17 protein-coding genes and 3 pseudogenes are annotated in these 20,362 nt (G+C 70.4%); 9 read left to right on the forward strand and 11 right to left on the reverse strand.

Translation table 11 applies throughout. The features are described 5' to 3' along the window. Positions 1–20: 20 nt before the first annotated feature. From AB0I51_RS20385 to AB0I51_RS20395, 3 genes are all read right to left on the reverse strand, one after another. Entirely contained in the window at positions 21–1,520 is a 1,500-nt protein-coding gene (locus tag AB0I51_RS20385) for a sugar transferase (RefSeq protein ID WP_362976990.1), read from the reverse strand. A gap of 825 nt (positions 1,521–2,345) precedes the next feature. Next, positions 2,346–3,299, reverse strand: coding sequence for an ornithine cyclodeaminase family protein (locus AB0I51_RS20390; RefSeq protein WP_362976992.1), 954 nt, complete (start codon positions 3,297–3,299; stop codon positions 2,346–2,348). Then, a complete protein-coding gene (locus tag AB0I51_RS20395; RefSeq protein ID WP_362977300.1) occupies positions 3,296–4,189 on the reverse strand; it encodes a proline racemase family protein in 894 nt (297 codons plus the stop codon). Before AB0I51_RS20395 ends, AB0I51_RS20390 begins: the two co-directional genes overlap by 4 nt. Here AB0I51_RS20395 and AB0I51_RS20400 point away from each other — a divergent pair. After that, positions 4,176–4,286, forward strand: a pseudogene (locus AB0I51_RS20400) (IS5/IS1182 family transposase); the annotation flags it as partial. The gene AB0I51_RS20395 and the pseudogene AB0I51_RS20400 overlap by 14 nt on opposite strands. Positions 4,287–4,402: 116 nt before the next feature. Here AB0I51_RS20400 and AB0I51_RS20405 read toward each other — a convergent pair. Beyond that, positions 4,403–4,747, reverse strand: a complete 345-nt coding sequence (locus AB0I51_RS20405; RefSeq protein WP_362976994.1) for a hypothetical protein — start codon at positions 4,745–4,747, stop codon at positions 4,403–4,405. Between the two features lie 243 nt (positions 4,748–4,990). Between AB0I51_RS20405 and AB0I51_RS20410 the strand changes: the two genes are divergently transcribed. Next, a complete protein-coding gene (locus tag AB0I51_RS20410; protein WP_362976996.1) occupies positions 4,991–5,590 on the forward strand; it encodes a cysteine hydrolase family protein in 600 nt (199 codons plus the stop codon). 173 nt (positions 5,591–5,763) lie between these two features. Further along, positions 5,764–7,356 carry an MFS transporter gene (locus AB0I51_RS20415; RefSeq protein ID WP_362976998.1) on the forward strand — a complete coding sequence of 531 codons (1,593 nt, stop codon included), beginning with the start codon at positions 5,764–5,766 and terminating at the stop codon, positions 7,354–7,356. Positions 7,357–7,600: 244 nt separating this feature from the next. On the opposite strand, the gene AB0I51_RS20420 is transcribed toward AB0I51_RS20415, so the two are convergent. The 4 genes and pseudogenes from AB0I51_RS20420 to AB0I51_RS20435 form a co-directional block, all read right to left on the reverse strand. Then, positions 7,601–8,440: a universal stress protein gene (locus AB0I51_RS20420; protein ID WP_362977000.1), complete on the reverse strand. Its 840-nt coding sequence runs from the start codon at positions 8,438–8,440 to the stop codon at positions 7,601–7,603. Between the two features lie 837 nt (positions 8,441–9,277). Continuing rightward, positions 9,278–9,676: an STAS domain-containing protein gene (locus AB0I51_RS20425; protein ID WP_362977002.1), complete on the reverse strand. Its 399-nt coding sequence runs from the start codon at positions 9,674–9,676 to the stop codon at positions 9,278–9,280. A gap of 129 nt (positions 9,677–9,805) precedes the next feature. Continuing rightward, the gene (locus AB0I51_RS20430) at positions 9,806–10,228 is read right to left on the reverse strand and encodes an Hsp20/alpha crystallin family protein (RefSeq protein ID WP_362977004.1); all 423 of its coding nucleotides are present in this window, start codon (positions 10,226–10,228) and stop codon (positions 9,806–9,808) included. A 308-nt stretch (positions 10,229–10,536) separates the two neighbouring features. Then, positions 10,537–10,719 (reverse strand): annotated as a pseudogene (locus tag AB0I51_RS20435) (DUF1918 domain-containing protein); the annotation flags it as partial. 219 nt (positions 10,720–10,938) lie between these two features. On the opposite strand from AB0I51_RS20435, the gene AB0I51_RS20440 reads away from it, so the two are divergent. The 3 genes from AB0I51_RS20440 to AB0I51_RS20450 all read left to right on the forward strand — a co-directional run bounded on the left by AB0I51_RS20440 (position 10,939) and on the right by AB0I51_RS20450 (position 14,075). After that, complete coding sequence (locus AB0I51_RS20440) at positions 10,939–11,613, forward strand: CBS domain-containing protein (RefSeq protein ID WP_362977006.1); 675 nt, start codon at positions 10,939–10,941, stop codon at positions 11,611–11,613. Between the two features lie 265 nt (positions 11,614–11,878). Next, positions 11,879–12,904, forward strand: coding sequence for a 6-phosphofructokinase (locus tag AB0I51_RS20445; protein ID WP_362977008.1), 1,026 nt, complete (start codon positions 11,879–11,881; stop codon positions 12,902–12,904). Between the two features lie 118 nt (positions 12,905–13,022). Beyond that, a complete protein-coding gene (locus AB0I51_RS20450) occupies positions 13,023–14,075 on the forward strand; it encodes a class I fructose-bisphosphate aldolase (RefSeq protein ID WP_362977010.1) in 1,053 nt (350 codons plus the stop codon). Positions 14,076–14,101: 26 nt separating this feature from the next. On the opposite strand, the gene AB0I51_RS20455 is transcribed toward AB0I51_RS20450, so the two are convergent. Further along, positions 14,102–14,545 carry an avidin/streptavidin family protein gene (locus AB0I51_RS20455; protein WP_362977012.1) on the reverse strand — a complete coding sequence of 148 codons (444 nt, stop codon included), beginning with the start codon at positions 14,543–14,545 and terminating at the stop codon, positions 14,102–14,104. A 680-nt stretch (positions 14,546–15,225) separates the two neighbouring features. Then, positions 15,226–15,927 (reverse strand): CBS domain-containing protein, encoded by a 702-nt coding sequence (locus tag AB0I51_RS20460; protein ID WP_362977014.1) that lies wholly within the window; start codon positions 15,925–15,927, stop codon positions 15,226–15,228. Positions 15,928–17,144: 1,217 nt separating this feature from the next. Here AB0I51_RS20460 and AB0I51_RS20465 point away from each other — a divergent pair. Further along, positions 17,145–17,353: pseudogene (locus AB0I51_RS20465) on the forward strand (site-specific integrase); the annotation flags it as partial. 271 nt (positions 17,354–17,624) lie between these two features. Here the strand turns inward: AB0I51_RS20465 and AB0I51_RS20470 are convergent. Continuing rightward, on the reverse strand, positions 17,625–18,521 hold the full coding sequence (locus tag AB0I51_RS20470; RefSeq protein ID WP_362977016.1) for a helix-turn-helix domain-containing protein: 897 nt from the start codon (positions 18,519–18,521) through the stop codon (positions 17,625–17,627). Positions 18,522–19,231: 710 nt separating this feature from the next. Here AB0I51_RS20470 and AB0I51_RS20475 point away from each other — a divergent pair. Together AB0I51_RS20475 and AB0I51_RS20480 are read left to right on the forward strand one after the other, a co-directional pair. Then, complete coding sequence (locus AB0I51_RS20475; RefSeq protein ID WP_362977018.1) at positions 19,232–19,993, forward strand: nuclear transport factor 2 family protein; 762 nt, start codon at positions 19,232–19,234, stop codon at positions 19,991–19,993. A 32-nt stretch (positions 19,994–20,025) separates the two neighbouring features. After that, positions 20,026–20,349, forward strand: a complete 324-nt coding sequence (locus tag AB0I51_RS20480; protein ID WP_362977020.1) for a hypothetical protein — start codon at positions 20,026–20,028, stop codon at positions 20,347–20,349. Positions 20,350–20,362: the final 13 nt, after the last annotated feature.

The raw sequence follows: 20,362 nt of genomic DNA on the forward strand, positions 1-20,362 counted from the left end.
GGTCGGACGACCCCCGCGCATCAGTAGGCCCCCTGCCCGTGGATCACGGCACGCAAGGTCTTCCACAAGATCACTGTGTCGAGGGCGAGCGACCAGTCCTCCACGTACCTCAGGTCGAGGCGGACGGCCTCCTCCCACGGCAGGTCGCTGCGTCCGCTGATCTGCCACAGGCCGGTGAGCCCGGGCTTGACCAGCAGCCGTCTTCGGATGTCCGGGTCGTACGCGGCGGACTCCTCCGGCAGCGGGGGCCGGGGTCCGACGAGCGACATGGACCCGGTGAGCACGTTGAAGAGCTGCGGGAGTTCGTCGATCGAGTACCGGCGCAGCACCGTTCCGACCCGGGTCACCCGGGGATCACGGCGGAGCTTGAACAGCAGGCCCGCGCCCTCGTTGCGGTCGGCGAGCTCCGCGCGTCCCCGGTGGGCGTCGGCGACCATGCTGCGGAACTTGAGCATGGTGAACTCGTGGCCGTCCTTGCCGACCCTGCGCTGGCGGTAGAACACCCCGCCCCGGCTGTCCGTCAGCACGAACAGCGCCACGAGGATCATCAGTGGAGCGAACACGAGCAGCAGGATCGCGGCGCCCAACCGGTCGACGACCTCCTTGATCGCCCGGCGGCCTCCGGTGAACGTCGGCATGCTGACCCGCAGCAGCGGTATCCCGAGCACCGCGTCGACGTGCAGCCGCGGGCCGGCCACCTCCATCAGCACGGGGGCGACGATCATCTCGGCGTCGCTGCCTTCGAGGTTCCAGGCCAGGCGCTGCAGCCGGTCCGGTGACCAGTGCGGGTCCGGTGTGACCGCGACGACCCGGTAGCCGTCGTGGCGGACGTGCTTGGCGACGTCCTCCAGCAGCCCTATGACCGGCACTCCGTCCAACTGGTCGCCGTCGAGGCCGCCTTGATCGCCGTCGACCCCGCGGCCGTCCGTCGTGCACACGGCCTCCACCCGCCAGCCGAGGTGCGGGAACTTGCGGGTCCGGCTGATCAGATCGCGCACGGTCGCCGGGCTCCCGGCGGCGAGCACCGGTCTCAGGCAGCGTCCTTCGTAGCGCTGTTTGTGCAGCCAGAGACGGAGCACGTACCGCTCCGTCATGGTGACGATCGCGATCGCGGGGATCGCGACGAAGATCCAGAGCTTGATGTTGCGCGAGGTCAGAGCGATCCCGCCGAGCGCCAGCACGACGGTCGCCGTGAACAGCGAACGTCCCAACCGGCGGAATTCCTCGGCGCCCTGGCCGAGTACGGCCGGGGACCACGAGCGGCTCACCGCCAGCGCGCCCAGCACCAGCACCTGGGTGCCGAAGGCGAGAATGCCCCACTTCTCATGCCAGTTGGCCGCGTCCCGGGCCCCGAAGAAGCCACCGATCGACGCCACCACGCAAGCGGTGGCCACGGTGTCGCTGATGATCACGGTACGTCTGTACCGCTGCTCCCATTCGATCGCCGGTTGGCCGATCGCCCCGTTCGCCAGACGCTCGCGCGCCGACGGAAAAGGCCCGACTATTCCCCCCTGTCGCACAGAACCCCCCAAGGTCCCCAGTGGTTTGACGTGATCGCCGCACACTGTCCCGCCCCTGCGGGAGGCCCCCGCCCCCCGCGCTGCAGCTCCCTCACGGAAGCTCGCACTCCGCTGTTCCCCCTCGGGAAGTCCGCGCCCCCGGCGCACGACGTCCCGCCCACATCAGATCTTCGCGAACAACCCACCCTGGCAACACCGGACCCAAAGGCCCTGCCAGCCTCTTGAAGCGCACGGGAACCCGTCGCAACCTCGGATGCTCTCCACGCCCCAAGCCCCCCTCGGGCTAACAGAATCGATCACCCCCAAGTCCGACGCGAGCGGCACAACTGCTGGCCATCCGCATCGCCGGACCCATAGATCATCCTTTGTCGCCCGGTGTCACACCGTGCGAAGCAAGGTCAATCTAGACCATGTGTGCCCGCCTGGAGAGAGGTCTGTGTGGAATTTGTGCACAACATTTGACGCCGAGTCGATAGATCTGTGACTGCCCGCAGGTGCACCGGGGACGGAAAACATGCCCTGCGCCGAGTGACGGCGGGGAGTTTTCCGGACCGTTGGCACTGGCAACCCACGGGTCCTGACACTGATCGACGCTGATCGACACTGATCAACCGCACGGGGAAGGGGAGTTCACCGCTCCGGGTACGGCTGAGGCAGTTGGCGCGAACCCGTGGGCCCGGCCGTCGCGGACATGGCCGGCGATTGGCGGGAAAGCGACGACGGCAGGCGAGTCGGACGTCGGGGGGCGGCGACGGTGCGGCCCGCCGGGGTCGCGGGGCGGCGCACCTGGTGCGACCGACGGCCGGGGGTTCCGGCCGCGCCGGATCACCTGCCTCGCTGGTGCCGCTCGATGAGTTCCTCGGCCACGACCAGGTCCTGCCAGGACATCCCCACGCTCTTGAAGACCGCGATACGGTCCTGGGGAAGCGTTCGCGTACCCCGGACGACGTCCGCCATCGGGATCAGCTCGTCGGCGTCGAGGTGGCCCTCGCGGATCGCCAGCACGACGTCCCCGGCCTCGCGCAGCGCCGTGCGTACGTCTTCGACGACGACGTGTGCACGTGCCATCAACGGGCCGTCCAGTTCACGCACTTCGGGCTCATGGGATCCGACCGCGATCACGACCGTACCGTCCGCCAGCTGCGCGGAGTCGAACAGCGGCGTACTGGCGCTGGTTGCGCACACCACCACCTGTGCCCGCCCGAGCAGCGCCGCCAGGTCCGGTGAGTCCGCGGCGACGACGGCGGCGCCGGGCGACAGCTGCTCGCGGGCCCGCTCGGGGTGGCGCACCACGTAGGTGACGTCGGCCAGTTCGACCGAGTCGACGGCCCGGATCGCGTCCACGTGGCCGACCGCCTGGGGACCCGCGCCGAAGACCACCAGCTCGACCGGGCGGGTGAACCGGGTGAGCAGCGGACCGGTCGCCGCTACGGAGACGGCCGGTGTCCGGAGGTTCGTCACCGCGATCCCGTCCATGATCGCCCGCAGTTCGAGCGTCTCCGCGCCGAACAGCAGGTAGGCGCCCTGGATCCGGGGCAGTCCGCGGCTGGGATTTCCCGCGGCGAGCGTCACCGTCTTCAGGCCCACGGCGGATGTCCGCGCCGACGGCATGAGCAGCAACTGGCCGCCGGTCACTTCGAGTACGGACCGTTCCAGGTCTTCGCTCGGGTCCAGTCCCGCCCGGAGCGCGCGGGTGAGGGCCGCTGCCGCCTGCTCCCGGGTCAGTGCCCGCTCGACGTCGTCGGCGGAGAGGATCGGAAGATGCTTGAGGGATGTCATCGCAGCACGAATCCTGACGCGAGAGGATCTCTGGGATCAACGGTGAACCGGCTCGAACCGCAGGGGTAGGCCATGCCGGTCACGCTCGGTACGACGGCCGCCGTTCCGTCGTCCGCCGTGGTCTCGGCCACGACCGCGCAGACGAAACGCGAACCCACGACGGACTCGTGCTGCGGCCGCCTTCCCATCCTGAGCGCTCCGCTTGCCGCGAGTACCGCGACCCGTGACGCGGAGCCGGATCCGCAGGGCGACCGGTCGAGCGCGCCGTCGGCTAAGACGGTCGCGCCGCGCTGGTCGAGATCGCCGTTCGCCTCTTCGTCCAGTTCGTCGTAGAGGATCGTTCCGTAGATCCCGTTGTGCCCGTGGTCGGTGGGGTGTTGGGCGTACGGCGCGCCGGTGAGCAGGGACTTCACCTCTCTGCGGAGGGCGATGAGCGCGTCGACGTCGCGCGGCTCCACGCTCAGGCCGACGTCCGCGGCCCGGAGGCGGGCGTAGACACTGCCCGCGTATGCGAGGTCGCCGAGGACGTTTCCCCGGCTCGTCCCGCTCTCGACGTCGGTGGCGAGCACATGGCTGGGCACGTTGACGAAGTCGACCGCGGTGAACTGCCCGGCCTCGGTGTGGACACGCGCCACGACCCGGCCGGACGGAACGTCGGTCGTCACGTCGGTGACGCCGGTCGGGTCGGCCGCGACCCGGCCGCTCTCGACCGCCCAAGCGCCGAGCGCGATGGTGCCGTGCCCGCACGCGGACGAGAAGCCGTCCTTGTGCCAGAACAGGACGCCGAAATCCGCGCCCGCGTCGTCCGGTGGAGTGAGGAAGCCGCCGAACATGTCGGCATGGCCTCGGGGCTCCAGGCAGAGCAGCCGCCGCAGGCAGTCCACGGCCACCCCCAAGAGCGGGCGCCTCCTGCGGAAACTCCGCTGCACCACCAACCGGATCACCGACGTCGTGACGGCCGTCCTCGTCCTTCACCACGTATCAGCCCGAGGGTGGAAAGGGCTCAAGGTCCGGGCGCACACAGGCATCGAGCGAACCGCACGAACAAAACCGGCGCTATCGACGGTGTCCCGCCGAGTGGTGCCACGCCGTGGCATCTGGTCTCATGCCCTACCTGAGGTCCGGCGGGAGAACCGGTGTGCCGGGCTGGGCTGCCGTTCAGGGCCGCGGCACGAGCCGATGCCTTCGTCCTCGCAACCGGCCCACATCGAGGGGTCGTACGGCGTGCGGGGAATGAAGACGATCTGCGGCTGCGCGGGATCCGGAGTCGGCTCCTCGGCCGCCGCGCTCCGCCGCAGCAGGTCGAGATCCGCTCGCAGGTGATCGGCGTCCACTCGGACCCGGCTGATGTCCAGGCCGTTCCCGAGGGGGATCCGGAGTCGATCCACCACTCGGACCAGGTCGTCGAGGGCGTGTCGAGCGCGCACCAACTCGTCGTGAACCAACATCGATCACTCACCTCCGGACGTGTTCGTGACGGAACGTTCCACGGTCCGCCGCGGCGCGTTTGAGCGCCGTCGTTCCAGACTGGCCGGGTCGACGGCCTCCGCCCAGGGGCCGTCCGGCCCTCACGCGGAGGCCGGACAGCAGGGCCGGAACACCGTCGGGAACAGGTCTGTTCGGAGTGCAGCGCGGTTGCAGCGTTGGCGGTTCCAGTGTCCTGGTATCGGACGTGAAAGGAGCTGAGGACCATGCCCGCATCAGCGACCCTGCGCAGTCTGCTCGGCCTGGCCGACCGGCCGGCGGCGCTGAAGGACTCCGTACTGATCATGATCGACTGTCAGAACACCTACCGGCGGGGTGTCATGAGGCTGGAGGGCGTCGAGGACGCGCTGGCCGAAGCGGCCCGAATGCTGTCCCGGGCGCGTGCGGCCGACATCCCGGTCGTCCACGTGAGGCACGACGCGGGCGAGGGGTCACCCTACGATCTCGGTGCCGACGTCGGCCGGATCAGCGCCGAGGTGGCGCCCACCCCGGGTGAGCCCGTCGTCACGAAGGACCATCCCAGCTCCTTCTTCGGGACCGACCTGGACGAACGGCTGCGGCAGACAGGCCGCCAGGACCTCGTCCTCGTCGGCTTCATGACCCACATGTGCGTCAACTCCACGGCACGTGACGCCTTCAACCTCGGCTACCGGCCGACGGTCGTGGCCGCCGCGACCGCCACTCGCGAACTCGCGGGAGCGGACGGCACACCGGTGACCGCCGCGGAGCTGCAGGAAGCCTCGCTCGCGGGGATGGCCGATCTCTTCGCCGTCGTGGTCGGCAAGGCCGACGAGATCCCGGACTGAGAAGCCCGTGCCACCCGGTGTCGCAGCGCCGGGCCCGTGCCCGGCGTCGCGGTCCCCTGGAGAAGGGCACAGGCGTGAGCCCGCGTTCGCCCGCCCGTGTACCGGCCACCCGGCCCTTGGACGGGACGTTCGGTACCTGGCCGGGCGAGCTTGGCGAGGCGCTCGATGGAGGCATGACGAACGTGCGTGACATGCCCCAGGCAGCCCCGGCACCAGAGGCGGGCGGCGGACGGAACCGCTGGATCGCTCTCGTGGTGCTGTGTGTGTCGCTGCTGATCGTGACCTTGGACAACACCATCCTGAACGTCGCCCTGCCCACGCTGGTGAAGCAACTCGGCGCGACGACAACCCAGTTGCAGTGGATCGTCGACGCGTACGCGCTGGCGTTCGCCGGACTGATGCTGGTGGCGGGCAGCGGTGCCGATCGCTTCGGTCGCAGGCGGGTCTTCACGGCCGGACTCGCGGCGTTCGGGGCCGCCTCGGCGTGGGCCGCCTACTCCGGCTCGGTGGGGATGCTGATCGCGGCGCGCGCCGGGATGGGGGTGGGCGCGGCGATGATGATGCCCGCCACCCTGTCGATCATCACGGACGTGTTCCGCGATCCCGGCGAGCGCCGCCGAGCCATCGGCATGTGGGCCGCCACCAGCGGGCTCGGCATCGCCATCGGTCCGGTGGCGGGCGGGCTGCTGCTGGAGCACTTCTGGTGGGGATCGGTCTTCTGGGTCAACATCCCCTTCGCGCTGGCCGGTCTGGTGTGCGCACGGCTGCTGGTGCCGGAGTCCCGCAACCCCGCCGCGCTGCGGCCCGATCCGGCCGGGTCGGTGCTGTCGATCGCCGGTCTGGGGCTGCTGCTGTGGGCGATCATCGAGGCGCCGGTACGCGGCTGGTCGTCGGGGATCGTGCTCGGCGCGGGCGGGACCGGGGTGGTCGTGCTGGTGTGCTTCGCGCTGTGGGAACGTGCCACGTCCCATCCCATGCTGAACCTGGGATTCTTCGCCGACCGGCGCTTCTCGTTCGCCACGTCCTCCGTGGCCCTGGCGATGTTCGGGCTGTTCGGGGCGCTGTTCGTGCTCACGCAGTACCTGCAGTTCGGCCTCGGCTACTCCGCCCTGGCCACGGGCGTCCGTATCCTGCCCGTCGCCGGACTGCTCGCGGTGGTGGCACCGCTGTCGCCCGTACTGGTGCGTGCGGTGGGCACCAAGGTGGTCGTAGGAACGGGGCTGCTGGTCGTCGCGGGCGGGCTGTGGCAGCTGTCCCGCGCGGACGTCACCGCCACGTACGGGGACGTACTCGTCGGCATGCTGCTGCTCGGTCTGGGCGCGGGGCTGGTGGTTCCGGCCTCTCTCGACTCGCTGATGGGCACGCTGCCGCCGGGCGACACCGGAGTGGGGTCGGCGTCGAACGGCGTCTCCGTGCAGTTGGGCGGCGCGCTCGGAGTCGCCGTGATCGGCAGTCTGCTGACGACCCGTTACCAGGACCGCATGGGGCCGCCGTTGGCGCCGTACCACCTCCCGCAGGCCCTGTCCGACAGCGTGCTCGGCTCGCTCGGCGGGGCGCTGGAACTCGCCCAGCGGGTGGGTGGCACTTCCGGCCGGCTGCTCGCGGCACTGGCCCGCTCGGCGTTCGTCAGTGGCATGAGCCTGGGCCTGACCGTGGGTGCCGCGGTCGCCGCGGGCGGAGCCGTACTGGCATTCGCGGCGCTGCCGTCGCGGCCGTCCGCCGGGACTCCGGCACCGGCGAATCCCCCGAACCCGGAGAAGGGCTGACCGCGCGGGTCCTGTCCTCCGAGGAGACACAGCGCCCGCCCGGTCTCGCGGTCTGCCGGAGGAGTTCGTGTGCCGGAGGAGTTCAAGGACGCGAGGGCGAGTCCCACACGTCGACGGTGTGCGGTCGAAGCATCGAATGCGTCGAATGCGGCGGGACACAAGGGATACAAGGGACACGGCGGTGACCCACGACAATCACCCAACCACCGCCCACCGCCTGCTTGTTGGGCGTACGAACGGTCAACTAGCCGTGCCCGGAGAGCGATACGGCCGACGGCCGGTCCCGGAAGACGGTGGTCGCGTCGGCGAGCACCAGCGTGTCGATGGAGGCCCGGTAGTGGTGGCCGCACAGGTACAGGTCGACCGGGCGGCCGTTGCGAAACGGCATGAGGACCTTGACCTGTGGCGGGGCGGAGCAGCAGCACGCCCGCGTGGGCCAGCCGTGCGTGCCGGCAGCTTCGGTATCGGTGTCACGGATCGTTTCCCTGGGATGAAGTGGTTGTCGCATGACGTCGAGGGCTTTCTCCGGGGAGTCCCGGTGTCGGAGGCTGCCGGTACTCCAGCGGGCGGGGCCGCTCACGGGAATCGTGAGCACCGGGCAGGTGGCGTGTGCAGTGCAGTAACGGCACGTGGAGCAGCGAAACCAGCGCCACGGCCGGACTCGTCGCAGGCGGCGTGCGGTGAGCCCGCCCACGACCAGCAGGTCGTCGTCCCGGTGCGCCGCGGCGACCAGCACCCGGCCGGGTGGGCCGACCGACGCCACCTGGTGGACGCGCACGTCTTGGGGAACGCCACCCAGCGCCTGCTCGAAGATCCGCTCCACCGCACCCAGTTCCCGTTCCTCGCAGGCGGCCCGCAGCCGGTGCCAGGTTCCGGACGTCGGAGGCTGCGGCAGGCGGGGCAATCGCCCATCGGACGGACTCTGCCAGGCGGTGCCGCCTCCGGCCGGCGCCGGGTAGGCGCGTATCGCGATCAGTTCCCGGTCCAGTCCCCTGGCCTGTGCCACGGCGGCCCGCAGGGCCAGCAGGCCGGCCGTGGAGTCGTCCACGCCGACGATGACACGACCGCCGGACGATCCGCTCATCACCGATCACCGTCCCTCGGTCGCAGTCCGTCTCTCGGCACCAGCATCCGCGCGAGCACGCAGGCAGGACAGGGGCCACTGGTACCGCGTACCGGGACGCACGGCCCCAGTGCAGGCGGCTCCCGCGGACGGTCGCACCGCCGTGGTCGAGTGCGGCCTGCCTCGCCCCGGGGTGTGAGGACCGGACCCGCGATCGGCTCTGGCCCCGGCTCCGTGCGGCGGGATGGTGGCGCTGTGCTCGTACGCAAGGAACCTCACCATGGGCACGCCCGCCACGACGCCGAACGGCAGCCCGGCTGGACCGCACCGGCAGTTCCCGGGCAGAGCGCCGACCGCGAACCACGAGACGGCCCGCCGACTCTCGTCGCCGGTTCGCAGAGGCGCCCGGTGAACCCCCCAGGAGCACGCCGCCTGTCCGATGGGCGCAGCCGGTCGAACAGGCCGTACAGACGCGGCTTCCTCTGTTGCGACGAGCGACCGTGCGTCGCGAGCTGGTCGGACCCACGAGGGCGGTCAGCAGCAGGGGGCGCCCTGAGCGGTCACGCGGGGCTTCGCCCCCCGTCCCGCCGGGGATGAGACCCTCGTCGGCCTGCGGTTCCTGCATCCGGCTCATGTGGCGTCGGCCGGTGCCCTCGTCGGGCAGGACGAGGTCCCAGGGCACGCGGACATCGTCCGGCACCGGGGTACCCAGATCGCGTGGGGCGTCCAGCAGGGCCTGCACCCCGGCCACGCACTCCCCCACCGCGGGCGTTCGAGAGCCGCGAGATGGCTGGCGCACGCCTCGTCGCCTCCCTGTCCGTCCCGTGACGTCAAGTCCCCGGAAGCGCGCGAGGCGCGTCAGCGGGCGCGAACCGCGAGGGGGCCCGGCATCGCGCGGGTCCGGTCGGCCTCGGGGACGGCGGTGTGCAGAGTGACGTTGGGACCGAGATCGACGAGGTGGAGAAGGCGTCGATGGAACGGGTTCGTGACCACGACGGCGAGGGTGTGACCGCGGGCCCGAAGCCGTTCGGCCGTCCGCAGCAGCGCGTCCAGGCCGCTGCCGTCGATGAAGGTCACGTCTCGCAGGTCGACCACGGCTTCGGCGTCCGCGCCCGCCCCGCCGGGTGTGTCGTCGAGGAGGTCACTGCCGGACGGTACGGCGAGCACGTCGATCTCGCCGTACAGCTCGATGAGCTGCCGTCGGCCGTCCCGGCGGTGGTGAACGGCGAAAGGCGGGCCGGCCTTCGGCTCTGACATCGTGTCCCTCCGTGGCGTGGAACGGATGAGTTCTCGCGCGGCGTCGCTCCGGGCGGCGGCGCGCACCCGAGCCGGTGCGCGGCGTATCGGAGGCACCACGCACCGGCGTTGTCCACAGAAGTCCGACACTCACTCGGCGCGGCGGACCTCGATGCGGGTGGCCGGTGGCTTCTCCCCGGCGGTGAGAGGCACGGTGACGGTGAGAATGCCGTCCTTGTACTCGGCCGTGACCTCGTCCTCCTTGGCACCTCGTGGCAGGCGCACGGAGCGGGCGAAGGTGCCGTAGCGGAACTCGGTGTGGTGCCGTTCCCCGGTCTCCTCGCCGCGCTCCGCCTTCAGTGTGAGCACGCCCTGCCTGATGCCGATCCGGATGTCCTTGTCGACATCCAGGCCGGGAAGCTCCGCCCGCAGGCAGTACGCCTCGTCGGTGAGCCGCTCCTCTACACGGATGCCGTGTGCTCCGGCCCCACCCCGCCTGGCGGGGAGACCCGAATCCAGCCAGTCGAACAGGTCGGTCAGCGTCGGCCTGCGCCGTTCAAGCATGCCAGGCATGTCAACTCCCTTCCTCTGCATGCCTCTTGACCCCATGTCGGCACCTGGGCCGGGGGGCGGGGCATGCGGATCTTCGCCTCACTTCTGGCATATCGGTAGCGGCCGGTGTCTCGCGAGGGCCGATCGGCCCTGTACCGGGTCCGCGAGGCACTGGCGCGGGCGGGCGGCCGGAGCACACGGTGACGGCCCGGCCCCGGGAGACACCGGCCGTCGTCGCGTCCCGGCCGTCCCCGGCAGGAGCCGTGGTGCACGCCTCAGTGCGGGGCCGCCCCGCCGAGGTCGGTGACCGGCTTTCCCTGGGTGCGTTCGACATGGCGCAGGTGCGCGTCGGGACCCGGAAACACGAGGGTCACCTCGTGCGTGTCCGACCAGCGCACCTCGTAGGGGGGCGTTCCGTCCTCGTGGTGGAGTCCGACTATCTCGCCGTCGCGCTTGCCGACTCCGGTGGTCGGGCTTTCGACGACGAGTACGTCACCGAGCTGGGCATTCATGATCGTCACCCGCTTCCTCGATCCGCTCCTGTGTCCAACATGGCACGCGTGGGCCGCGGCCGCTTGGGCTCAGGAACCCTGGTCAGGGGGACCGGACGGACCTGTTTCAGAGCCGTCCGGCCCTGAAACAGGTCCCGGACGGCTCTCCGGCGGACGACCTGCCACTGACACGCTCGACATGAGACTGCGTCCGTTGTCACACCACGAAGGGAGGACGACATGCGGCACCGTACTGTTGCCGACCTGATGACCCGGGTCGTCGTCCGTGCCAGGCGCGACACACCGTTCAAGGAGATCGTCGAGCTGCTGGCCGAGAACGACATCACCGCGGTACCCGTGGTGGACGAGATGGACCACCCCGTGGGTGTGGTGTCCGAGGCGGACCTGCTGCGCAAGTGCTCCGCCCAGAACGACCCGTCCAGCCGGGCACCGCTGCCGCACCTGGAGGCCTGGGAGCGGGCCAAGGCCGAGGGCGCCACGGCCGAGGAGCTGATGTCCGCCCCAGCCGTCTGCGCCGGTCCGGAGTGGACCGTGGTCGAGGCGGCCCGGCTGATGGCACTGCGGAACGTCAAGCGTCTGCCCGTGGTGGACGACGCGGACCGGCTGAAGGGCATCGTCAGCCGCAGTGACCTCCTGCGGATCTTCCTGCGTCGGGACGACGCCATCCGCGACGAGATCACCCAGGACGTACTGGAGCGGACCCTGTGCCTCGCGCCCGCGGACGTGGCGGTCCAGGTGCACGCGGGGAAGGTGACCCTCGAAGGAACCGTCGAGTCGAACAGCCTGGTCCCCGTCATCGAACGGCTCTGCCGCAACGTCGACGGCGTGGTCTCGGTCTCCGCGCACATCGGACACCGGTTCCACACCTCCAGTACGGCCCCTGCCGGGAAGTGAGCGGCACAGGAGCTGTCGCAGGCGCCGGTAACGCTCACACGGGCCGGCCTCCGACGGAGGCCGGTCACGGGGCCGAAGGTCCTCAATGACGGGCCCAGAGCGAGTCGCCGCCAGGTTCTGAGGCGCTCATCATGGAGGGAGACACCTGGCTCCGGGTGCACATCCGCGGAGGTGGGCCAACGCTCCGCCGAACGCGAAGGCGGCCCGCGGCGCATCACGCCGAGATCGAAGACCTCCCTCCGCCCGGAGGGAGAGGGAGGAAGCCATGAAGATCGCAGTGCTGACCGGCGGCGGTGACTGCCCCGGTCTCAACGCCGTGATCCGCAGCGTCGTCCGCAAGGGCGTCCAGCAGTACGGCTTCGAATGCATCGGCCTGCGCGACGGCTGGCTCGGCGCGCTCAAGGACAAGGTGACGCCGCTGGGCATCGACGAAGTACGAGGGATCCTGCCACGCGGCGGAACCATCCTCGGTTCCTCCCGCACCAACCCCCTCAAGCACGAGAACGGAGTGCAGCGCGTCCGGGACACCCTGGCCGCGCACCAGGTCGACGCTCTCGTCGTGATCGGCGGCGAGGACACCCTCGGCGCGGCCACGGAGCTGAGCCGGCAGGGGATCAAGCTCGTCGGCGTTCCCAAGACCATCGACAACGACGTGGCCGGCACCGACTACACCTTCGGCTTCGACACGGCCGTCGGCATCGCCACCGAGGCCATCGACCGCCTCCACACCACCGCCGAGTCGCACATGCGGACCCTGGTGGTGGAGGTGATGGGCCGCCACTCCGGGTGGATCGCCCTGCACGCCGGCGTCGCCGGCGGCGCCAACGTGATCCTCCTCCCGGAGCGGCCGTTCGACATCGACCAGGTCTGCGCGTGGGTGAAGGACCGGTTCAGGATCAACTACGCGCCGATCGTGGTGGCCGCCGAGGGAGCCGTCCCCGTCGAAGGCCAGATGATCGTCAAGGACCGGTCGCTGGACGAGTACGGCCATGTCCGGTTGTCCGGCATCGGCGAGTGGCTGGCCCAGGAGATCGAGAAGCGCACGGGCACCGAGGCCCGGACCACGGTGCTCGGCCATGTCCAGCGCGGCGGCACCCCGAGCGCCTTCGACCGATGGCTCGCCACGCGCTTCGGGCTGCACGCCGTCGACGCGGTCAGGGACGGAGACTTCGGCACCATGGTCGCCCTCCGCGGCACCGACATCGTCCGTGTCCCCCTCGACGAGACACGGGGCAGGACCAAGGTGGTGGATCCGGCGCTGTACGACGAGTTCGGGGTGTTCTTCGGCTGAAACCAGGGCCGTTCGACCCCCTTCGGGGGCCCTACCGGCTCTGCCGGACGATCACGCCGCGGCGCACGGTGGGCAGTGAGCCGAGAGACGGCCGTACGAACCTCTTGGGGGTACGACGATGACCGACATCCAGGCCCTACTGGGCGACGAGGCCAAAGACCTGCTGACCCACACCGCTCACGGGATTCCCGGGGACGATCTGGTGCTTCCGGGAGGTGACTTCGTCGACCGGGTCGTGGCCGCGACCGACCGCTCGCCCCGGGTTCTGCGCAACCTGCAGTCCCTCTTCGACCACGGCCGGCTGGCCGGCACCGGCTACGTGTCGATCCTGCCGGTCGACCAGGGCATCGAGCACTCCGCGGCATCCGCGTTCGCCGCCAACCCCCGCTACCTCGACCCGAAGAACATCGTGGAACTCGCCCTCGACGGCGGCTGCAACGCGGTCGCCAGCACACTCGGGGTGCTCGGCGCGGTGTCGCGGCGCTACGCGCACCGGATCCCGTTCATCGTGAAGCTCAACCACAACGAACTGCTGACCTACCCGAACCACTACGACCAGATCATGTTCGGCGACGTCCAGCAGTGCTTCGACCTCGGCGCGATCGGCGTCGGCGCCACGGTCTACTTCGGTTCCGAGCAGTCGGACCGCCAGCTGCGGGAGACCAGTGAGGTCTTCGCCCGCGCCCACGAAATGGGCATGTTCACCGTGCTGTGGTGCTACCTGCGCAACCCGGCCTTCAAGAAGGACGGCACGGACTACGCGGTCTCGGCCGATCTCACCGGCCAGGCCAACCACCTCGGCGTGACCATCGAGGCCGACATCGTCAAGCAGAAGCAGGCCGAGAACAACGGCGGCTACCGCGCGCTCGGCTTCGGCAAGACCGACGACCGCGTGTACGGCGCCCTCACCACCGACCACCCGATCGACCTCACCCGCTGGCAGGTGGCCAACTGCTACATGGGCCGCGTGGGGCTCATCAACAGCGGCGGCGCCTCGTCCGGCCAGGACGACCTCGCCCAGGCCGTCCGCACCGCGGTCATCAACAAACGGGCCGGCGGCACCGGCCTCATCACCGGCCGCAAGGCCTTCCAGCGGCCCACCGCCGAAGGCATCGAACTCCTCCACGCCGTCCAGGACGTCTACCTCGACGACAGCGTCACCATCGCCTGACGTCCGCCCCCGGGCCGGGGTGCGCCTCACACCGGCGTCACCTCGCCGACGGGGTCCGGCTCGGAGACGGTTCCCGTGTGCCGCAGCCGTTGCCCGGTCTGTTCCGGGGAGGGCGGTTCACGGGTGAAGACGTCCTGCCCCACGGCCGTGGCCTCCCAGGTGTTGGCCGCGGTCGCGGAGGCCGTGAGCAGCCAGGTGGCACAGATCCGCTCCGGTCCGTCGTCGTAGTACTGACCGCTCCAACTGGTCACCGACCCGGCGTCGGTCCGCCCGTTGCGCCAGACCACCGTCCAGCCGAGCGGGGTCCCGTGCTCCGGATCGGCAGCCGCCTCGCACCTGCCGACCAGCGGGTACGTTCCGACGGCGTGTCCGGCGGCCGAGACGTAGGTGCCTGTGACGCAGCCGCCCGGGTCCAACGTGACCCGCATGTGCGAGCCGATCTCGTTGTACCAGTCACCGCTGATGCCCATCGTTCGGCCCTCCCTGGCGCCGGCCTCTGCCGTTCGCCCTTCCCCTCCAGTACAGGCGCGTCACCGCCGGAGCACCAGGGCCGAACAGACCGTCTGACGACCCGATGTCCTCCTGCCGCCGGGGCGAGTCTCCTGCTCCCGCATCAGCTGCCGGGCCGGCAGCGTCCTCGACGACACGGTCGTTGGTCACGAACACGCCGTCGTACGTCATGCAAAGAGCGGCACCGATCTCGATTCCGACGACGTCCGTGCTGACGGTGATCGACACCGCGCTCGGCCGGATCAAGGCCGCCGACATGGCCGGTTGCCGAGTCGGCACGCACTCGTTCCCGACGCGTCGGGCGCGGCGAGACGGTGAAGCGGCGCCGCCCACGAGACACACCACACGGCCATCCGTGATCGCCGCCCTGTACGACCATTGGGGGTGTCGACGACGAGGAGCTGTACGGACGAAGCCGCTCCCCGTTCGCCGCCCCACTGGCCCGCCTCGAACTCCCGCACCACGTGCGGCTCCCGGGGACGGGGCGAACGACTCTCCCAAGGGGTCGACGGGCCTGCGGAGTCCCTCCAGGCCCACGAGATGGAGATCATCGTCTTCCACGATCGACCTGTCCCGGCCGGACACGGTGAACTACACGCAAACCCTGCGGCACCGCTTGCCCGCAGACGTGGGTTCGTCCTCACATGTGGCCGGGGGCCCCGACGACGGACCGTGTCCGAGCGCTGGTCGGGCGATGGGTCAGGCGACTGACGACCCCCACGACCCCGTCCACGTGACCGGCGATCCGCACCGCGAGTCCGACGGCGTCGTGCCGCTCCAGATGTCCTCTCAATGTCACCACCCCCTCATCGACCGCGACGTCCACCACGTAGCGGGGAACGTCGAGCCCCAGGGCCACCCTCCGGGACACCTCGCGGCGGATCTCCTCGTCCGTGCGCAGAAAGACCCGCAGCAGGTCACCGCGGGTGACGATGCCGACCAGACGATCCTTGTCGTCCACCACGGGCAGACGTTCCACGCCGTGCTCTCGCATGATCCGTGCGGCCTCCGTGACGTAGTGCTCCGGAGTGGCGGTGACCGCGGGCCGCGTCATCAGATGATCGGCGGTCGTGGCCCGAGCCTTGGCCGCGGCCGTACGGGCCGAGCGCGTCAGCTTCGGCCGACGGACGCGCCTGCTCCCGTAGCCCTCGGTCTGATGCGCCTGGTGCTGCAGGAGGTCGGTTTCGGAAATCACCCCGACAACCTTCTCCTCGTCGTTCACGACGGGCAACCCGCTGATGCGGTTGCCCGACAGCAGTCGGGCAACCGCCTTGAACGGCGTCTCACCATGGGCGCGCACGACCTCGTGGGTCATGACGTCCTTGATCCTGCAATACATCATCGCCCTTTCTTCCTTTCGTGCTTCGTGCTTCGTGCCTCGTCCTTCGTCCACCGATCCCATCCGCCGTTCTGGGCAGACGGGTGCGGGTACGCCCGGACAGTGCGCTGCGTGTACGACCACGTGGGCCGCGCGGGTGGCCTCCGGAAGCGACTCCGCGAAGCGAGAGGCGTGCGGCTGGAGATCGCGACGGGTGGCGCGGCGGCCTGCCCCGGTGGGTGCCGACTGACGTGAAGGAACCGCAATCGCGGGCTCTCCGGCGACAGTTCCTGGTACGGGTGCAGCACCCGCGCGTGGGCATCGGTCCGCGCCGGCCGGAGCTGCAGCGTGGTGCCGTCTGTCGGCAACACGTGACTCCGCCGGAATGCGGACAGCGTGCTCGGCATCAACGTTCGGCTCTTCTCTCCTCCTCGCCGGGTTGACGCCTGGTCAACTCCTCATCCACATCCAGTCTTTGACCGTGCGCCGCACGAAGCATGAGCCCGACAGGTCACAGGCCGTGCCCAACGGCCCATTGCTGCCGAGGCACTGCGAGTCCCCTGCGGGAGGTGCACCCCACCACTGCCGCGGCTCGGGGTGAGCCCGCGAGGCGGCCGTGTGGACTTCGCCGCACCAGACGGGGCGCAACGGGAGCTCCGGGCCGGAGCTGGTCACAGGCTGCGGCACCGCCCTGCTCGACGTGCGGATCGCCATGCGGCGTCGTTGCTTCCTGACCCGGGCGCGCCTTCCCGGACACGGCCGCTCCCTGGCACCCGGAGACCCTGCTCAGGGGACCGTTTCGGCGACCGGAGGCGGATGAGGAGGCGAGGTACGCCGGCCGAACGGGCCGCCGTAGCCACTGCGGCCCGTTCCAGCCGGACCCGCTGCCTGTGCCCCTGATCCGGGAGCCGCAACAGCACGCTCGCCACGAGGGCAGCGCTGTCTCCCCTCAACTGCACCGCAGATCTACGCAGGTCCGCCGACCTGAGGCGCTGGACCGAGGCCGTGCGCCGCAACCGCCCCGCCCACAGCGGCGAGCTGACCGATGGACCACTCCGCGGGGCAGCGCCCGCAACGACGGCCTGCCCTTCGACACCTCTCCACGCGCCCCGGCACCACCGTCTTCGCCGACGCAACTACGCCGCACGCGCCCACCTGGGCCGCGGGATGGACACCCCGTCCCGCTCCACTCATCCGCCCCTTGGTCCGGCCGTCCTTCTCGACAGCGGGAACGACCTCCCAAGGGCATCAAGTGAAAGCACGCCCGGAAGGTTCCCATCATCGAGGAGATCCGCCCGCTCGTGGCGCAGCCCGTCCTCTCCGTCGTCCTGGGCGACGCGACCCACTGGGACGAGGGGGCACCCGGCTCGGCTACGAGCATCTGCGCCGCCACGATCTCCGCCACACCGGACTGACCCGGCTCGCGGACGCCGGCGTCCCCCTCCAGATGCGCGCTGAACAGGCTTCCGTTGTCATGTGGGGGATGAAGTGCGGGGTCCCGAAACTGCCGCCCTCTGTCCTCCGGAAAATGTCGCGTGGTCCGGAAGCTGGGAGTCATGCGCCGGTCGCGGGTGCTGAGGGCGGTTGAGGGGACGGCAGGGCAGTTCGGCAGGGCACCGGCAGACGCCGGCCTACCGCTCCGGTATGCGTTCTTGCAGCCGGCAGGCACGGGTCGGCGGCGTATTGGCGTCGAGAACTTCGAGCGCGGCGGGACATATGTGTCACCTCGGGGTGTGCCCGCGGACCGTGTCGCGGAAGGCGATCGGAGTCTGGCCGGTGCGCTGGTGGAAGTACTTGCTGAAGTGGGTGGCGCTGGAGAAGCCCAGGCGGTCGGCGATTCTGGCAGCACTCTGATCGCTGTGGGCGAGCAGGCGTTTGGCTTCGAGGACGACGCGGCGGTCGATGAACTCCTTGGCGCCCAGGCCGGCCGCGGCGAGGGTGGCGCGCGCGAGGGTGCGGGCCGAGTAGCCGAGCGTTTCGGCGTAGTCCTCGACCCGGCGGGTGCGGATGAAGTTCCTCTCCACCGCGTCACGGAAGCGCAGGTAGGTGGTGTCGGGTTCGGGGGCGGGGCTGCCGGCAGGCGCGGTGAGGTGGGCCAGGCACAGGACGAGCACGGCCAGCAGGTGGCGCAGGGCCGCGGTGTGGATCTCCAGGGGCAGGCGCCCCAGGGCGTGGAACTCGGCTGTGAGATGGTCGGCGGCCCGTCGCAGGGCCCGGGCGTCCTCGGGCAGGGGCCGGCGGAGGACCGGCGCGTGCGGGTCTTCGGTGCGGGCGCCCGCTGTGGTGGCCGGGTCGAGGAAGTCCTGGCGGAACAGGATCAGGGTGCCCTCGGCGTGGGCGAGGTCCCCCCACTGCTGCACCTGACCGGGGCGAACCCACAGCCACGAGCCGGGTTCGAGGGCGTAGGCGGTGAAGTCGACCGTGTGCCCGAGGGCTCCGCCCGTGAGGGCGATCAGGTGGTGGAAGTCCGGGCGCTGGGGCGCCGCGAGCCGCTCGCCGGATACACGGTGGCGCAGGTCGGCGAGGGACAGCACTTCGACGCCGGCGGGGGTGCCGACGGGTGCCGCGAAGGAGATCTCCAGGACCCCTCGGGAGGCATCATGTCGCTTTTTGACCATCACTAGTCGCCAGCGTATCCGATTCATCCTGTTCAGCAGCCATAGTTTGGAGAGGTCAGCCCCTCCGGCATCGGTCGATGTCGGAAAACAGTAAGAGAGGAGGAACGGGATGCCTTCGGCAGTCGGGTAGGTCTGACGTACGCCTTCGACGCGTAGGGCGCCCGGTGTCACGGCTTCGGCCCACGCTGCGTCCTTCGCCGGGAAGACCTCTCACCGCGTCCGGTTCAACGTCGTGTCGGCCGGTCTCCACACCGGTGCGGGTGCTGCTGATCTCGGCCTGTGCGCATCTGTCGGCCGCCGTCACGCGGCTGACCGGAGTCGCCTTCGGCACGGGCTACGACCGTGCCACGACCGGCCCGGCGTCAGCGGGCCGGAAGCGGCCGAGACAATGCGGCGAGCGTGGTTCGTAGACGGCCGCGGCCTGTCCGAGACAGCGGCCTGCCGGGAACTGGCCGTCGCGCCCGGCCCGAACGCGGACGCCGTGGCCAAGGCTTTCAGCTCTTCGGCCGGTCGGCTGAAGGCCGCGCCGACTTCCGCACGCTTCGCCGCCTGCGCCTCCTCTCCTGCACCACTCTGCTCTCGGACACCCCGCACAGCACAGACCGGAGGGGCGGAGCGGCCTCCCCCGCCGCTTCCCCGATCTCCGCCCTCGGCCGACGCCTGGCCACGCCCCGTCCTCCCGGACCTCCCAACATTCCTGAGGAACCGTCATGAGCAACGCCAAGAAGACCGTCCTGACCGCCGCCGGCGAACTGTTCGGCCGGAAGGACCCGAGCGCGGTGGACCGCTGGGTCGCCGCCGGCTACACCCAGCACAGCACCCTGGCCGCCGACGGCCCCGAGGCCCTGCGCCGACTGGTCGCCGGCCTGCCGGAGGGCTTCGGATACGAGGGCGCCCGGGTGATCGCCGACGGCGACCTGGTCGCCCTGCACGGCACCTACCACGGCTTCGGGCCCGCCCCGCTGATCGCCTTCGACGTCTTCCGCGTCGACGCCGACGGCAAGCTCGCCGAGCACTGGGACGCCCTGACCCCGCTGGTCGAGAACACCGCCTCCGGGCGCTCGCAGACCGACGGACGCGCCGAGGTCACCGCGCCCGAACAGACCGAGGCCAACCGGGCCCTGGTCGCCGAGTTCGCGCAGAAGGTCCTGGTCGGCGCCGACTACTCGGTGCTCACCGACTACATATCCACCGAGACGTACGACCAGCACAACCCGGAGGCCGCCGACGGCCTCGACGGCTTCGGCGCCGCCGCCGCGAAGTGGGCCGAGCAGGGCAAGAACCTCGTCTACAAGACCGTCCACAAGGTCATCGCCGAGGGCGAGTTCGTCCTGCTCCAGTCCGAGGGCGAGTTCGGCGTCCCTGTCGCCTACTACGACCTCTTCCGCGTCCAGGACGGCAGGATCGTCGAGCACTGGGACGTCATCTCCCCGATCCCGGCCGAACTGCCCCACACCAACGGCCTGTTCTGAAGCAGCACACCGCCGGCGAGAAAAGAAACTCGATGAGTGAGCTCACCTACGCCGGGAAGACCTTCGTCTTCCGCGTCGACAACGGGGTCGTCTTCCGCAACACCTACACGGCCGACGGCACCACCCTCCACTACGAGACCACCGAGGGCCCGGCCAAGGGCTCCGAGGAGACCGTCACCCTCCACACCGCGGAGGTGGCCCCCGGGCTGTTCATGCTCGGCCGGGTGGAGACGTCCGGCATGACGATCACCCACCTCATGAACCTCGACGCCCTCACGGTCCACGCCTTCTGGACCTACGAGACGGGCGACGGGCGCGTCGCCGAACTGCACACCGGGACCCTCGAACCCGCCTGAAAGACCCTCACCC

The organism is Streptomyces sp. NPDC050549, from assembly GCF_040655035.1.
Taxonomy (GTDB): domain Bacteria; phylum Actinomycetota; class Actinomycetes; order Streptomycetales; family Streptomycetaceae; genus Streptomyces.